Source organism: Corynebacterium sp. S5S1 (genome assembly GCF_001913985.1).
Classification (GTDB): Bacteria; Actinomycetota; Actinomycetes; order Mycobacteriales; family Mycobacteriaceae; genus Corynebacterium; species Corynebacterium marquesiae.
Window position 1 is genome coordinate 1 of sequence record NZ_MKXT01000010.1, and the last position, 14,437, is coordinate 14,437.

The window sequence follows — 14,437 nt, forward strand, 5'->3', positions numbered from 1 at the left end:
CAACATCAACTATGAAAGAAAACCCCTTGCAGTACCGGGTACGTGGAACACCGGTACCAACTACGCAGACTCGCGGTACCAACTACCCCAAATCGACAGGCGGAGCAATGTACAGCCGGTTCAACCGATCTGTGCACCATAATGTGGTGAGACAAATTGAACTCGCTTTATCCCAAGATAGAGATGGGCGGCAGAATGCAGTTGAAACCTTTGAAATTGCTATTCGGACTGCAATTGCGGTCGGTGCAGCGGCATTTAGCCTCCAAGAGTTTAGGCACTGCAGCGGTATCGATGTCGACCCGATCCATGCCTTAAGAGATGTCTTTGAGGACTGGAACTCTTATCTCGACCGCCTGGGCCAAGAGGGATTTGTTGACTAACTCCGTCAGCGCGCATGTAACTGCGTCATGATGCTCCTATAGAGATGCTATTGACTCTAAAGGGGTTGGTAGGGCATAATCCTTAGCAGGAGCGGCCCTACATCATGTACAGCCGCTCGACCCTCACCGAGGCTACTGGCAGGTGAGGGTCATTTTATCTCCAGCCTCGGCTCGGCTTCGGAGATTTTTGCTTAGGAGTTACCTTTAGAATTTCGCAATGCTCTTCCAAGTATTTTTGGTACAGAGATGTGCTTTGTCCTCCGTGGGTAAAAGTGCGCCTGTAAGTGAAAGCGACGAGGTCCGGAATCCAAAGGCAAGTTTCATCGGCAGGGCTAACCCATGCCAAATTGATTTCGGGGTGCAGTAACTTTTTCTTGCGCATGCGCTTGAGAGTATTTCTGTCTTTGTCGTTATCTGACTGAGAGTGGCGTGCTTCGAAAATTATGCCTTTCAGAGAAGGCTCGTTCTTGGTGAGCGTAGTAATGAGCTGTTCGAGGCAATCTTGGCGAGCGTGCTCAATATCCTGATTTCGTTGCAGTGGTCGAAGGCAGGCTATATATTGCAAATCCTCAAAGTCATCGCATAGCTTGAGCATTTCTTCGACTTTCTTGCGGCCATCACAACTACGCATCGATTCAGTTGTATGCCAATAGCTCGACTGCGCAGTTTCCCTGAGGAGACTCCGAGTGCTACCAAGGTGTTCGAATTTGATGGCTGTGCCGACCAAGATATAGAAAGATTCTGAAAAGTCCTCCTCCGGTGCAACGTAGCTTTCGTCGACGAAGGCAATGGTGTCATCAGGTGTCGAGCGTTGGAAAATACGTAAAAGGGAAGGGTGAATCCGGTCTGGCAAAGGCATCTCCAAATGAACGATTGAATTATATGTTCGAATGTTACCTAAGCATATTGATTAGGGCCAGACAATGTTGAGAGCTAATATGTGTAACAGTTCTGAGCTCAATTACGTGGCGGCCCGACCATTCGGTTTCCGAGCGTGACTTTGGACCTTGGATCAATCTAGTGTGTGGTGGACAGCATCGCTCGCGTGTGTGAAAGGGATTCGCTCTTGCTCAATGCGCAGCCTGCCCTTGGTGAAGAGTAGATGGTAGGCTTCCTGCTCTTCGATGGTGAGGTGAGTGAGGGTGGCTGAACCATCGCCAGGGTCAGGGACAGCGAGGTGCCTAAACGCAGTTACGGTAGCAGTATCCATGAGTAGAGATGTGGTGTGGGGGAAGCGGGCACGCACAGCGTTGAGGATGCTGAAGCCCGCAGCGTCGAGATCACCCCAGTAGGTGATTTCGGATTGGTGAAGCCAGTCGAGGGCGTGAAGCTGCTGCGCTGCGGTGCCGGAGCCCAAAACGGCAATAGTGGGAGGGGCGGTGTCGGAAAGCGTAGGTAAAGCCAGAAAGGTTTGTTTATTTTCCACGATGAGCACTCGCGGTGGCCTGGCGGGGAAGAGGGATGCGGCGTGGGAGAGTGGAATCTCGAGGTCGGATAGTACCGGGGCGTGGTTGAGATAGCGCAAGCGAATACGGGCGTCGCTGCGGCGCAGTCCTAGTTCCGTGATGCCGAAAGGAGAAAGCAGGGTTAGCAGCAGGCGCCGGTGGGATCCGATCCACTTGCCATCAACGTCTTCTACGGGGACGGCGCGCTCCCACTCGCCGGAATCGGGATGGGTGAGCAACCAGTTCAAACACGGTCCCAAGCAATGCAGGTCGTAGGCGCTTAAGTTTTTCCACTGCTTGTAAGCACGGTGAACGGTGTGAGCGAAGTCAGGGCGCTCGGGGAAGATCGAGGCGATCTTTTGGGCTCTTTGAACCGCATGCGAGTATGTTGTGGCCATGCCTGCTGTGGAAGCGATGCGTTCTGCACCATTAATTACCACGCGTACTGGAACGGAATTGGTGCCCAGCCCAGTACGCGACCAATTGCGGGACTCGTAGATAACCTCTTCCTGGTGCGGCCAGCGCTGCCAGGCGCGGATGAATTCTTGGGTCATTGGTAAATCGCGTTTGGCGGTGGCTGCCGTCGGTGGATGAAGCGGCCAGTCCAAGCGGAGGGAATCCGGTGAAGATAGCGCCTCCGCAAAGTGGTTGCGCAGGTGCTTTGCCGCATGTGCTTGTAGGTCTTTAGGAATCCGCATTGGGGTCCTCCTGGGGATACGAGGCGGCGTCGATAAGCGAATAGCCTGTGCGTGCCTGTGGACGGCCATGAATGATGGGCTCGTCGTAGTTGACCACGATGGTGCCGTCGACGTAGGGCGATAAAGTTTGAATCAGCTTGAATGGCGTTGCCAAAATCATGTGGAAACCAAACGATTCAAACACCGACATTGCTGTGCGGGTAAAGGCCGGATCTGCGCGGTCAAAAGCTTCGTCCAAAATGATGGAACCATAGGTGGGAACATCCTGATCCGGCTCCGCTAACCGGAAACGTAGGGCCGCAGCCAGGCAGAAGAAAACTAACTTTTGTGCCTGGCCACCAGAGAGGGAAGCAGAATCCTGATAAGTATTGGCGGTAGTTCCGTCGGGGTAGCATTCGCGGCCGATAAAGCTTACGTGTTTTCGGGTATCAAGAACCAGGTTGCGCCAGCGAATATCTTCCGGTTGGGTTGAACCCAAGCGGCTGAGAATTTTGTCCAAAGCATGGTAGCGCCGTAACGCCGCTTCCGGCTCATCTGCGCTGATCTCGGCAAGGCTATGCGAAGTCGCGGAATCTAGATCTCGCTGGAATTCCTGTACTACCTGGCCGCGAGCGTCTTTCACATCAATTCGCAAGATGCGGTCACCATTAAAAGGCGAGCGCTGCAGTGACTTATTGATAAATTCCATACGTAGTTCGATATCGCTGCGGGCGTGGCGCAACGAAGAAGCAAGATGAGACAGATTTTGCACCGTTGTTCCGTTGAGTAGTTCTAGGAACTGAGCGCGGAAATCGGCAAGGCGATCTGCCCGAAGGAACTTCAACTTTTCAATGCCTTCACCGGCAAAGTTTGCCTGTGGCTGTAAATCCGCAGATTCCGCTGGCCACTGAGACAAGTATTTGTGGAGAACGGAGACAATCTTGGCATTTATCTCCTCGATGTTTCGTGCAGCCGCGCGGGATGTATCGTGCAAGCTGTTTTGTACTGCATCGCGCCGGGCATCGATGTCATCGATGGAAAGCTTGCGTCTTCCGTTGTGGAGGGCTTCTTTGACCTCCTTGGCTATGGTTTCGTCAGCGATGGGAGGTACGGTGCCGATGTTCTGGCGACGCTGTGTGGAGCGCTGGAGCTCGCCCTCTATGCTTCCAAGGTGCTTTTGGGATTGCTTAAGGCGGGCACGGGCTGCAGCAAGACTTTCCTTTGCTCGATTGTGCGCGGCATGTAGGGCTTTCGCCTCGGGTGACGAGGCGAGAGAATCATATTGCCGTTGCAGATCTCGTTTGCGAGTTTCTGCAGATGCGGTATCAATATCCTGAAACTTAGTCTCTAACACCAGTTTCGCTTTATCGCGTTGAGTGCGCAGGATATCCATTTTTCGGTTTAAGTCTTGAACTAGCTTGGCGGTGGCACTGGCATGGGCTTTCGCTTTATCGAGTTGCGTGCGCAGCAGCTCAATCTTGGCGTCATTGGTAGAGCCCACTCGGTACCAGCGGGTGCCGGAAAAACGCCTGCGGTCGTCTTTAATAAAGCGGGTAGACCCGTCTTTATCCTGAGGGCGGCTTTCCAAGCCATCGCGAGTAACAGCTGGGGTCTTAGTTACCTGTTCCAGAGCCGCGACTGAACTGACGCATTCATAATTGAATCGGCGTGAAATATGATGGCGGACCCACGGCGCCATAGGGTGGTCTTGGAATTCCAGCTTGTGAATGAGTTGTTGTGGGCTACGCGCAGTTGCTGGTGCCGGTGCAAACTCAGGGATGGTGCGGTATTCGAGCCGGGTCCCCACGTTCCGAGAATTGACCCACTGATTAATCGCTTTCCGCGCGCTTTCTGGAACCAGCAGGGTAGCAGCAAACCCGTGAAGAAGCTTTTGGAGGACCGGCTCCCATTCCGTCTGCTGCGGACTAATATCCATGAGCTCACCAGCAAAGGGAAGTTCTGACTCGGCGTACCCCGTATCGTGAGCGAGCTGGGACCGTAGCTCTACCAATGCCCTATCTATGTTGGTGTTTCGCGAACCGAAAGAAGCGAGTTCGCTTTTCAGAGTGGCAAACGTTGTCGCGGCGTCGCGAGCAGCTACTCCAGCCTCTTGCTGCTGATTGATGAGCTTGGCAGAGTCAGCCTCGAAGTCCGCGATGCGCAGCTTCGCATTAGCCTGAAGTTCCGCAAAGCCGTGCGGATTGAACTCATAATTGTCGGTCCATCGGCCGGCTGCAGCGGCCAAGCGCCGGAATTCTTTGGATCGGTGCTCGATTTCTTTTTCAGCAGTCTCCATTTTTGCACTCAGGGCATCGAGCTCACCGGCACCAAGTTGAGACACAGCCACTGCTGCTAACCGTTCCGCCTCGTCGAGGTGTTTGACCTCTTCCTCGAGAGACTCTGTATCTGATTGCGCCTCAGTCAATTGCGCGTTAAGCGCTCTGATTTGATAATCCAATTCCTCTGCCACCATGTGAGCTCGGACCGCTGGTAGCGCTTCACTCATGGCCTCGGCCTTGTGCTTGGCAGATTCTGCAACATCTCGCTGCGCATGCAGACGGGGAAGGGGAGCGAGTGTGTCAATCTGTGCTTTGACATCCTCCACCCGTAGGTAAGCTTGGCGGAGGTCCTCGAATTGCTCCACAGCTTCATCGGCTCGCTCGAAAGTAGAGGGCTTGTCCAGCATGTAGCCTCGGAAGAGCTGATCCAGGCTGGACAGGGACTTAGCGGATTGAGTGCGGTGCAGGAGCACCTGGCCTAGTTCGCTTTTGATCCCAAGGCGCTTACGAAAGCGATCTGCGAACGTACTATACGTCTGTGTGAAAGAAGCCCCTGGTCCTTTATACAAAGCTTTAATCTTGCGGGTATCTAGGCTTCGCGTGAGCAGGGAACTCAACTTATCGATGTCCTCGTCTCCCTGCACCACTCCGTACAGCTTTTTAACCTGGCTCACGGAATTTTCACCGCCATTGAGACGGAAAATGGCAATGAGGGTATGTTGCTTTCCAGCTCCGTTATCGTAGGTCAGCGCCACAATTGAATTCGTTGCGCCCGTTCGCAGGTATTCCGGAGCAATCTCGCCCGTCTGTGCATTTTCCTGTTGCCGCCATGCACCACGCACATAGGATACGAGATTGCGACCATCATGCCGCCCAAGGTCTTGTTGCGACGCCGCGTTAAACTTCAGATCTTTCTGCGGTACTAACACCGCTGACATTGCATCCAATAAGGTAGATTTGCCGGAACCCGATCCGCCGGTGATCAGGAAACCCTTTCTAGCTACGGGGATGGAAAAGTATCCGTGAAATGTGCCCCAGTTAATTAGTTGAATGCGGCTTATCCGGTATTGGCCTGGGTAAATATTAGTCATTGGAAGCATCCTCTTGGTCATGCCCTGTCTCCGCTAGGCGGGCGTACTCGTCTCGGATGGCGGTAACCGTGGCGGCATCGAAAAGCTGCCGCAATACGGGCGAAACCTCAAACCGGCCTTCTGTCTCAGTAGCGCTTAACAGTGAATATTCATTGCGGATGCGTTTGATTGCTGCATTGAAGCGATTATTGAATCCGGCTTCGTCGCGGTTATCAACTGCGCGTACGTACCCGATTCCCTCTCGCAGATCCTCCACGTCCACGATTACACGTTCGCCGGGTAGCGCCAACCCCAGTTCTTGGCGCAGGTTTAGCAAAATGGCGGTGTCGATGTGCTTGAGCTTATCCGTGCGCAGCACCTGCGGAATAGCTAACGTTTCTTCTTCCACCATTCGGGTGAAGGCGAATCCTTCTGCTTCATCGATAACGAGCTCGAGAAATAACTCGTGCAGTCTAGCCCGCAGGTTTTCTTCGTCTGAAATGATCGCGGACCACAGGACAGGTTCCTTCTGCGCTCGAATAAGTGGTCCTTTTAGCAGCTGTACCAACGCGCGGCGTGAGTTATACGTCAGCGTTCCTTTATCGCTATTCCATAGCGGCGGTTCATGCTCGGAATCGACGCGGTGATTAAGTGCAGTGGTCACAATAGCTCCTCAATGGTGGTGCGGTCGAAATACATAGTGGGAATAAAAGCGGCGCGTGTTGTGCCGTCTTCTTCGGTCCAGAAGACTTTCTCCGTGGAATTTCTTAAGTCAGGAAGGGGGTGCTGATCCGCAATGTGCACCAAACCCACTACACTAGCTAGGCCTTGCGTGGCAGGGTAGGCCTGCAATACTTGGCCAATGGTGCACGGTCCTGCCTTATCGACGGCCCTTCGAATCATCTCGTGCAACTCTTCAAAGTCAATCTCTGATTCGCGAACTAGCGCGAGTAATGATTCTGCGTTTTCCTCGCCTGGCTGGAACGCCTCAGGTGATTCCTCTACTACCTCCCGGCCTGGGTTGGCTAAGCGAATGCGGGAAACGGAGTGGATGGACATACCGATGCGCTGCAGCGGCGTCTCCATTCGGTGAAAGGCCTTAAGCTCAGAGTTCTGCGCGGCATCAATGGCCATACCGCGCGCCTCTCTTAGTAGCTCAATCATGCGCCTGTCTTCTGCGAATTGCTCTGAGGAAACGTAGTTGCGCAAGCTACGCGCCAAGCCGGTCATCGTCTGGTTGACATCGAAACTCGTGTCTTCCATATCGCGGAAAAGATTTCGCAGGTGTTGCCGCTTTTCTGGCGCCAGCTCCCGCCCGGTATCGCTTTCTAGAACTTCTTTTATCCACTGGTCCAACCATGCACTGCGTTCCCTATCCATAAGGAGGGAATAGAATCCGCGGAAACTGCGTCCAGCCTCAGATTCAGCGATATGGTCCACGCCGGTGAAGATCTCTTCGAGCACATCGCCGCGGTATCCCTCTGGGTCTAATAGCTGGCGGCGTAGTTGATGATTGAGCGCCTCAAGTTCGTGGCGCACCCGGGCGAAATCGCTCGGTACCGCCGATGCCATATTAAGCACGTCTTGTACACGTTCTTCTGTCTCTGCGGAGGTTAAGGATTCGAACTGCCCTAAACGTGCCTTTTCAATTTCCTGGTCAATGCGGTTCCGCTCTGCCTCAAGACTGGCAACGCGGCTGGCGATATCCTTATTCGTGTCCCTTGCTAACCGCTGCAGGGCGGAGCTAATGGATTCCACCCGTGATGCTGTGACGGCAGATACCGGTGACTCCCACCGTTCGACGGCCTCTAGAGCAGAAAGCGCGTCTTCGCTTGGTTCCAACGTCTCGCCGTGTGAACTTTTACCTGACTTTCTCACCAACCATCCTGCTTTTACCCAGTCAGTGCAGTAACTCTGGGGCGTACGGGGCATGGCAAAATCGTTGGCAATAACCTCAAAATCAGTGACCATCAACTCGTATACCTCCGCCGCTGGCCGTGCTCGGGTACCGCGGGGGAAGTACTCTGCAATCAGCGCCAAAATTACCGGCGCGTTATCAGCCGCAAGCAGTCGTACCGCCGCAGAATTGTGCATTAACCGTCGCAGTGAGAGGGCCCTAGCTTCAACAGACATGATTCGATTTTGGCAGCTGTGGCGGACATGTGCAGTGGTGTCTGGCTCATTTATTCGATTTTTGGGTATCCGAGTAGAGGTATAAAGAGGATCCGTGCGCGACATGTGGCAGTATTCGCCGTGCCTGTGACAGGTCATTTAGCCCGTCCGAATCGTCGGCGATGTGAACGACTCCCATGAAATACTGGGAGTTGGATTTTTCACCGACGCCAAAGACGGAGCAGAGATGTGGGCGACCTCTGTATCGGGATCGCTGCTCTCAGCTTCACGGAGAAATCTATAGTTCACAGCTCGAGCTCGGCTGGGACTATTTTAGCGAGGTCCAAATCGATCAATCAGTGCGGTTAAGGGGAGGCCGAGAGGAACCCTAATTGTTAAAAATCGCCGATTGTAAAGAATAAGGTTTTCGCCTTGTTGCGGTGCCGAGTGGTCTTTCGGGGCGCCGAGAAAAGAGGTTGCGCAAAGCATAAAAATACCCACGCTGAGCGCCTGGTGGCGCGGCGTGGGCTGGGGGAGAGGACTAGAAATTAGTCCTGCGCAACACCAACGTTGACTTCAATGTTGCCGCGGGTGGCCTTGGAGTAAGGGCACATCTGGTGGGCGGCGTCGGCAAGCTCTTGTGCCTTGTCGTCCTCAACGCCTGGGATGGTGACCTCGAGGTCAACGCCGAGGTAGAAGCCCTCGTCGTTCTTGCCCAGGTTAACGCGGGCGCCGACGGAGGAATTCTCCACGTCAACACCCTTGTCCTTGGCCACTGCCTTCAGTGCGGAGTGGTAGCAAGCGGCGTAACCGGCAGCGAAGAGCTGCTCTGGGTTAGCACCCTCACCGCTGCCACCCATTTCCTTTGGGGCGGTCATGGTGAAGTCCAGATCGGAATCCTTGACTACAGCGCGGCCGTCGCGGCCTGCTCCGGTGGAGAGTGCTTCGGTGGTGTAAACGGCGTCCATAATGACTCCTTTTCTATCGGGTCTTTGTACGTCCGCCGATTGTACGCAAGAACGCTAGTCTTCGACGACGGTCACGGTGACCTCGATATTGCCCCGGGTGGCATTGGAGTAGGGGCAGACCTGGTGGGCGGCGTCGGCAAGCTTTTGGGCGGTGTCCTTGTCCTGGGCGGGGATGGATACCTCCAGCTCTACCGCGAGCTGGAAGCCCTCGCCCTGCTTTCCGATGCCCACTCGTGCCCCCACCGCAGAGTCACCCAACTCGACCTTCTGGTTGCGGGCCACGGCCTGCAGCGCGGAGTGGAAGCAAGCGGCGTAGCCGGCGGCAAAAAGCTGCTCCGGGTTGGCACCTTCGCCGCTGCCGCCCATTTCCTTAGGGATGGCAAGGGTGAAGTCGAGGTCAGAGTCCTTGACGGTGGCGTGGCCGTTGCGGCCTGCTCCGGTGGCCAGTGCCTCGGTGGTGTACATGGCGTCCATGTTGTCTCCTTTCAGTAGGTGCTCGAAACGGTTTTGATTGTACACAATTAAATTGGCTGCAATGTTTTGTTGGCGTCTATACTTTTTGCCATGAATGACGCGCCCACAGATCACCTCGCCCTAGATAGTCAGCTGTGTTTTGCGCTCTACCGCGCCAATAGGGCAGTGGTGCGCTCCTACCGCCCGCTATTGGAGGAGCTTGGCCTGACCTATCCGCAGTACCTGGTCATGCTGGTGCTGTGGGAGGCGGATGAGCCGGTGCCGTTGAAATTCATCGACTCCCGCTTGGGCCTGGATAGCGGCACACTCACGCCGCTGCTCAAGCGCCTGGAAAAGCAAGGCTATGTGGAGCGCTGGCGCGACCCCAACGATGAGCGCCGCACCCTCGCTGCCTTGACTGCCGATGGCGCCTCCCTCCGCACCCGTGCCGAATGTATCCCGGAAGCCATGGCTGAGGCTTATAAGGAGGTGGGCCTTGACCTTGCCGAGTTCAAGAAATCGCTGGACATCCTGGCGGGCGTGCCTGTGGACGTGGAGCTGCCGTGGCCTTCTGAGGATGACTTTGAGGGCTAAAGTGTGATCTTCATATAGCAGATGAGGAAGGCTATACTGGCTTAAGAATTTTGGCTTTATACACGTAAAAATTGTTTCGCACTATGAGAGGAGGGGCCATGGCTACAGCAGTAGACGTCGCGCAGGTTATCTACAACAAACTGGGGTGGGTTGATGCTTGGAAGCTGGAGAAGCTTACGTATTACTGCCAAGCATGGAGCCTGGGCTGGTACGGGCGACCTCTTGTCTCGAATGAGTTTCAGGCGTGGAAAGACGGTCCGGTTGAACCCGACCTCTATCGCGAGAATAAATATCAACGCTCCGAGAAAACCTCTACGGTGTTACCGGGAGCTGATGTAGAGGCTATAGGGGACGAAGACGAAAAGATCATCGATGCCGTGATTGCCTTTTATGGTGATAAGACATCCGATGAATTGATTGAACTTACGCACTCGGAACGTCCATGGATCGTCGCTCGTGGTCAGATGGGCCCCGAGGCGAATGCTAACGAGCCGATTTCGCAGCTGGAAATGAAAAAATACTATGCCTTGCAGGAAGCTCGTGGTGTTGAAGGGCCGACGCGGCCTATGCTTTCTGTGCAGAATCTTTCCGGTGCCGACCTGCAGCAGCGCTTGCAAGCTTCAATAGAACGCTGGAAGGGCGCTCTTGAGATCCTTGCAACCCGATGAATGAGTACTGCCTTCCGGTGGAAGAGGTAGTTCGACTGAACCGTCAACTCATCGGTCGGGATGGCAACCTCCTCGATCGCTCGAAACTTGAGTCAGCATTGGCCACCCCTTTACAGACCTTCGGCGGAGAGTACTTGCACCCATCTGCACTGGATAGGGCTGCAGCGTTGTTGCACTATCTGGCAAAAGCGCATGCATTCGTCGACGGCAATAAGCGAATCGCCTGGGTATGTGCCTCCACCTATTTAGAAATCGAAGGCTTTGGGCTGGGGCCAATCGCCGATGAAGAGATTGTGGAGCTCGTTGAAACCGTGGCCGCTGCGCGCGATAAGAAGGAAGGCTTCATTGCAGAATGGTTTGCTGAACGGTTGATCTAGTTCGGTCTGGTTAGTTCCTAGAGTAGCGGTTAGTTGGTAGTGGCCACGCGCTTGGTCCACACGCTTCGGTCCGCGGTTTCAAAAGAGGCGCGCACCGTAGTATCTCCGGGCTTTTCGCAGGTAAGATTCCGCTGGTCGCTGCCCATGTGGCACTTCAAGTTATAGGACTGCTTGGTCACCGGGCTGCTGGCGGTGATATCTGCCTGGTACACCGCCGTCACCGTGGGATCTTTCGAACGCATGGTGTAGCTAGCCTGCATCGCGGCGTCAAAGACCGCGGCGGCGAATTCGCAGGAGGTGGCATCGCCGGCGTCGATGGAATCGCCTGATGAAGATGTGCCGCAGTAGCCGCCAATCTGGCCTACGGTGATGTTGTGGTTGCCGTCGGCTGGCGGAGCGGGCTGATCCGGTTCGGCCTGTTTAGTGACCGTCTCGGTGCGGCGTTGCTTCGTGTCCTTCTCCGGGCTGGATTCTTCTTCGGCTTCGCCCGCGGCAGAGCTATTGTCCTGTGCGGTGGAGAAGGCCGGCTCGTTTTCCGGCGCGGAGTTGTTATCGGAATCGGAGCCGGTGCCGCAGGCGCTCACGGTGAGGCCAGCGGCGAGAAGGATCGACGCTACGGGGAATAAGGAAGGGCGCTGCATAGGGATACTGTAGCGCCCTTCGGGGCGTGGCGCGCGGCTAGTGATCTATGCGGGCGGGTGGAACTGGCGCACCTTCGGGCGGCAGCACCTTCGGGTACTTCTTGGCTGTTCCAGAAGAAGTAGCCGCGCCGGGTGCACCGCTGGTTGCGGCGGCATCGGCGTTGCTGATGGGGGAAGGACGGTGGGGAGTGGGGTCCCAGTGGGCGTCGACAAGCTTGCGTTGGCACACCCACCCCAAGGCCAAAATAGCCAGCGCGATAAGGGCAATGAAGACGAGGCCCAGCACGCCATCGGCGTGGATGGACCAGCCCAGCAGTAGACCGAGCCAGCCAAAGTCAGCGTCACCAAAAGTGGTATTCGCGGAGCCGAAGGAACCAAGGACACCGAGAAGGAATGCCGGCAGGAAGGTAATAATGAGGCCATTAACAAAGGCGCCTAATGCGGCACCGCGCCGCCCACCGGTGGCATTGCCGTAAACGCCTGCTGCGCCGCCGGTAAAGAAGTGCGGCACCAAACCAGGCAGAATCAGCGCAATGCCAAAGGCCGGATTGAGCCAGGCGGAAAGGACGGCAAGGCCGACGAGTCCGCCGAGGAAGGAGGAAATGAACCCAATGAGAACTGCGTTCTGGGCATAAGGGAAGACAATAGGCGCATCCAGTGCGGGGATCGCGCCGGGCACCACCTTGGCTGCGATGCCCTGGAATGCGGGTACGAGCTCGCCCAAAATGGTGCGGACGCCAAAAAGGATGACGGCCACGGCCACGCCGAATTGGAGGCCTTGGGTAACCGACTGCATCAAGAAATTGCCCACGTTGCTAGCACCATCCGGGAAAGCAGTAAAGGCTTCCTCCGAACCGGCGCGAGCGATGAAGAGCACGGCAAGGACCACGTACATCAGCGCCATGGACAGCGCGGTTGCCACCATGGAATCGCGCAGGAAGCGCAGGCCTTCTGGCAGCCTGAGGTCCTCAGTGGACGGCGACATTTTCTTACCCTTGCCGCCCACTAGCTTGCCGACGCCGCCCGCAGCCAAATACCCCGCAGTGCCGAAGTGCCCGATGGCGACGGAATCATCTCCAGTAATGCGGCGGGTAAATGGGTGGGCGATAGCCGGGAGCGAGACCATAAGGATGCCGAGTAGGGCAGCGCCGAAGGCAATCACAATCCATGAGGAATACCCGGCCGGCGCGAGCACCATAGTGAGCAGCGTCGCCATGAAGAGAACATGGTGGCCGGTGAGGAATACGTAGCTCATGGGCGTGAAGCGGGCGAGGAGCAGCGAGACCACAAAGCCAAGGATCATGATCCAGGCGACCTGGCTGCCGAACTGGTCTTGTGCAATGCCTACGATTGCCTCATTGGTTGGCACCACGCCTTGCGCGCCAGTAGCGCCCGTAATCATGGCGCCGAGCGGCTCGAGCGAATCGGTGACAAGGCCGGCGCCGGCACCGATGAGCAAGAAGCCGAGCGTGGCCTTGATGGCGCCGCCGATGGTTTTGCCGGTGCCGCGTCCCATCGCGGCCAAGCCGACCGCGGTGATGATACCGATGAGGAATGCCGGTACGGAGAGAATCTCATTAACCAGGAAATTTGCTATAGCAAGAAGAAAATCCATGAGGATGCTCCTTAAATGTCATAGAGCTCGCGCAGAGCCCCATCGATTTCAGACATAGAGGTGAAGTCTTGGATGACGTACACAGGGACCCCGACATCACCCAGCGTTGCCGCAATTTCGCCGGAGGTGAGCAGGAAATCTGCCTCGCCTGCACGGCCCTTGGCGGAGATGGTGTCTGTGGCTTCTACATTCAGGTACGGTCCCCAGCCCCATTCATCAAGGACCTGCTCGAGCGTGTTCTTAAGGAATAGCGACGTGCCCAGGCCATTGCCGCATACGGTGAGGATCTTTCCCTTGGAAGCGACAGAATCTGTGGCCTTTTGTTTCGCTGGGTGGGCCGGCTCCGTCGGTGCTGTGGAAGTTGCGCGTTTCTTATTCGAAGTCGATGCCGTGAGGACTGTGCGGAGCTCTTCTTCGGATTCTGCGCGATCAAGCTCATTGCGCTTGGTGGCTAGCAGTTTTGCGAGCTGCCTCATCGCTTGCAGATGCTCGGAGTCACTCCGTGCTGCAAACGCGACGACGAGGTCTACAGGATCATTGGAATCGTGCCCGAATTCCACCGGCTTATCCAGGCGCACCCACGACAGTGAGGTTTCTTTTACTGCCTCCGAAGGGCGTGCGTGCGCAAAAGCGAAGCCTGGGGCCACCACGATATATGGGCCCGTTTCTTCCACGGAGCGCACCATAGCCTCGGTGTAGTCCGCGGTGATTGTGCCGGCTTCTTTCAGTAGTGATCCCGCCAGCCGGATAGCTTCTCGCCAGTCCTTGGCGGTGCCGTGCAGCTCCACTGCACCGGGCGCTAAGAGGGAATCTAGTGTGGCCATATGCATCTCCCATCACAGAAGTAGTGACATTGGGGTCAATGTCACTGATGATTCTATGCCGCGGAAAATGGGAGGTAAAAGCAGGGGTAACGTTTGCACTGGCGGGATGGAAGTCAATCTGGGATCTTCCGTGTTCTCGGGAGTGCTCAGGCTTTATAAGGAATTGACTGCACTACGGGGTGGAAAGTAAAAAGCCCCGCTGACGCGGGGAGGGAGACAGCTCAAAAGCTGCTTTGAGCACTGCAACAGGCTCATCCCGTTTGCTACGGGAAGGTGGTGTTGACACCTGCGAAAGAGTGTACTCTAATGCGGTTTCATTTTAATGTAGAAAAAT

General features: G+C 55.6%; 14 protein-coding genes. 4 read left to right on the forward strand and 10 right to left on the reverse strand.

From position 1 onward, the window contains the following. Positions 1-380 (forward strand): hypothetical protein (locus BKN05_RS05345; RefSeq protein WP_286688139.1); only part of this gene is annotated, 380 nt, incomplete at its 5' end. A 154-nt stretch (positions 381-534) separates the two neighbouring features. Here the strand turns inward: BKN05_RS05345 and BKN05_RS05350 are convergent. The 7 genes from BKN05_RS05350 to BKN05_RS05380 form a co-directional block, all read right to left on the reverse strand. Further along, positions 535-1,245, reverse strand: a complete 711-nt coding sequence (locus tag BKN05_RS05350; RefSeq protein ID WP_286688140.1) for a hypothetical protein — start codon at positions 1,243-1,245, stop codon at positions 535-537. A 147-nt stretch (positions 1,246-1,392) separates the two neighbouring features. Continuing rightward, on the reverse strand, positions 1,393-2,523 hold the full coding sequence (locus tag BKN05_RS05355) for a DUF3322 domain-containing protein (RefSeq protein ID WP_286688141.1): 1,131 nt from the start codon (positions 2,521-2,523) through the stop codon (positions 1,393-1,395). Then, positions 2,510-5,872 carry an ATP-binding protein gene (locus BKN05_RS05360; RefSeq protein ID WP_286688142.1) on the reverse strand — a complete coding sequence of 1,121 codons (3,363 nt, stop codon included), beginning with the start codon at positions 5,870-5,872 and terminating at the stop codon, positions 2,510-2,512. Before BKN05_RS05360 ends, BKN05_RS05355 begins: the two co-directional genes overlap by 14 nt. Further along, positions 5,865-6,515 (reverse strand): DUF4194 domain-containing protein, encoded by a 651-nt coding sequence (locus BKN05_RS05365; RefSeq protein ID WP_198491793.1) that lies wholly within the window; start codon positions 6,513-6,515, stop codon positions 5,865-5,867. Before BKN05_RS05365 ends, BKN05_RS05360 begins: the two co-directional genes overlap by 8 nt. Continuing rightward, on the reverse strand, positions 6,512-7,984 hold the full coding sequence (locus BKN05_RS05370; RefSeq protein ID WP_286688143.1) for a DUF3375 domain-containing protein: 1,473 nt from the start codon (positions 7,982-7,984) through the stop codon (positions 6,512-6,514). Before BKN05_RS05370 ends, BKN05_RS05365 begins: the two co-directional genes overlap by 4 nt. A 527-nt stretch (positions 7,985-8,511) precedes the next feature. Then, positions 8,512-8,931, reverse strand: a complete 420-nt coding sequence (locus tag BKN05_RS05375; RefSeq protein ID WP_049377754.1) for an organic hydroperoxide resistance protein — start codon at positions 8,929-8,931, stop codon at positions 8,512-8,514. Between the two features lie 54 nt (positions 8,932-8,985). Continuing rightward, positions 8,986-9,405, reverse strand: a complete 420-nt coding sequence (locus BKN05_RS05380) for an organic hydroperoxide resistance protein (protein WP_198491787.1) — start codon at positions 9,403-9,405, stop codon at positions 8,986-8,988. Positions 9,406-9,495: 90 nt separating this feature from the next. On the opposite strand from BKN05_RS05380, the gene BKN05_RS05385 reads away from it, so the two are divergent. The 3 genes from BKN05_RS05385 to BKN05_RS05395 all read left to right on the forward strand — a co-directional run bounded on the left by BKN05_RS05385 (position 9,496) and on the right by BKN05_RS05395 (position 11,023). After that, positions 9,496-9,978 (forward strand): MarR family winged helix-turn-helix transcriptional regulator, encoded by a 483-nt coding sequence (locus BKN05_RS05385; protein ID WP_225746642.1) that lies wholly within the window; start codon positions 9,496-9,498, stop codon positions 9,976-9,978. A 98-nt stretch (positions 9,979-10,076) separates the two neighbouring features. Beyond that, on the forward strand, positions 10,077-10,646 hold the full coding sequence (locus tag BKN05_RS05390; protein WP_225746643.1) for a Panacea domain-containing protein: 570 nt from the start codon (positions 10,077-10,079) through the stop codon (positions 10,644-10,646). 17 nt (positions 10,647-10,663) lie between these two features. After that, positions 10,664-11,023, forward strand: a complete 360-nt coding sequence (locus BKN05_RS05395) for a type II toxin-antitoxin system death-on-curing family toxin (RefSeq protein WP_198491782.1) — start codon at positions 10,664-10,666, stop codon at positions 11,021-11,023. 29 nt (positions 11,024-11,052) lie between these two features. Here BKN05_RS05395 and BKN05_RS05400 read toward each other — a convergent pair whose 3' ends face one another. From BKN05_RS05400 to BKN05_RS05410, 3 genes are read right to left on the reverse strand one after another with little or no spacing between them, the layout of a single operon-like run. After that, positions 11,053-11,664: a hypothetical protein gene (locus BKN05_RS05400; RefSeq protein ID WP_225746645.1), complete on the reverse strand. Its 612-nt coding sequence runs from the start codon at positions 11,662-11,664 to the stop codon at positions 11,053-11,055. A gap of 37 nt (positions 11,665-11,701) precedes the next feature. After that, the gene (gene ulaA / locus BKN05_RS05405; RefSeq protein ID WP_286688144.1) at positions 11,702-13,279 is read right to left on the reverse strand and encodes a PTS ascorbate transporter subunit IIC; all 1,578 of its coding nucleotides are present in this window, start codon (positions 13,277-13,279) and stop codon (positions 11,702-11,704) included. An 11-nt stretch (positions 13,280-13,290) separates the two neighbouring features. Next, a complete protein-coding gene (locus tag BKN05_RS05410) occupies positions 13,291-14,103 on the reverse strand; it encodes a PTS sugar transporter subunit IIAB (protein ID WP_286688145.1) in 813 nt (270 codons plus the stop codon). Positions 14,104-14,437: the final 334 nt, after the last annotated feature.

Excerpts from the sequence above, each read along its gene's own strand:
- BKN05_RS05355 (WP_286688141.1), bottom strand. The coding sequence starts at position 2,523 with ATGCGGATTCCTAAAGACCTACAAGCACATGCGGCAAAGCACCTGCGC.
- BKN05_RS05360 (WP_286688142.1), bottom strand. The coding sequence starts at position 5,872 with ATGACTAATATTTACCCAGGCCAATACCGGATAAGCCGCATTCAACTA.
- BKN05_RS05370 (WP_286688143.1), bottom strand. The coding sequence starts at position 7,984 with ATGTCTGTTGAAGCTAGGGCCCTCTCACTGCGACGGTTAATGCACAAT.
- BKN05_RS05375 (WP_049377754.1), bottom strand. The coding sequence starts at position 8,931 with ATGGACGCCGTTTACACCACCGAAGCACTCTCCACCGGAGCAGGCCGC.
- BKN05_RS05380 (WP_198491787.1), bottom strand. The coding sequence starts at position 9,405 with ATGGACGCCATGTACACCACCGAGGCACTGGCCACCGGAGCAGGCCGC.
- BKN05_RS05385 (WP_225746642.1), top strand. The coding sequence starts at position 9,496 with ATGAATGACGCGCCCACAGATCACCTCGCCCTAGATAGTCAGCTGTGT.
- BKN05_RS05390 (WP_225746643.1), top strand. The coding sequence starts at position 10,077 with ATGGCTACAGCAGTAGACGTCGCGCAGGTTATCTACAACAAACTGGGG.
- BKN05_RS05400 (WP_225746645.1), bottom strand. The coding sequence starts at position 11,664 with ATGCAGCGCCCTTCCTTATTCCCCGTAGCGTCGATCCTTCTCGCCGCT.
- ulaA (WP_286688144.1), bottom strand. The coding sequence starts at position 13,279 with ATGGATTTTCTTCTTGCTATAGCAAATTTCCTGGTTAATGAGATTCTC.
- BKN05_RS05410 (WP_286688145.1), bottom strand. The coding sequence starts at position 14,103 with ATGGCCACACTAGATTCCCTCTTAGCGCCCGGTGCAGTGGAGCTGCAC.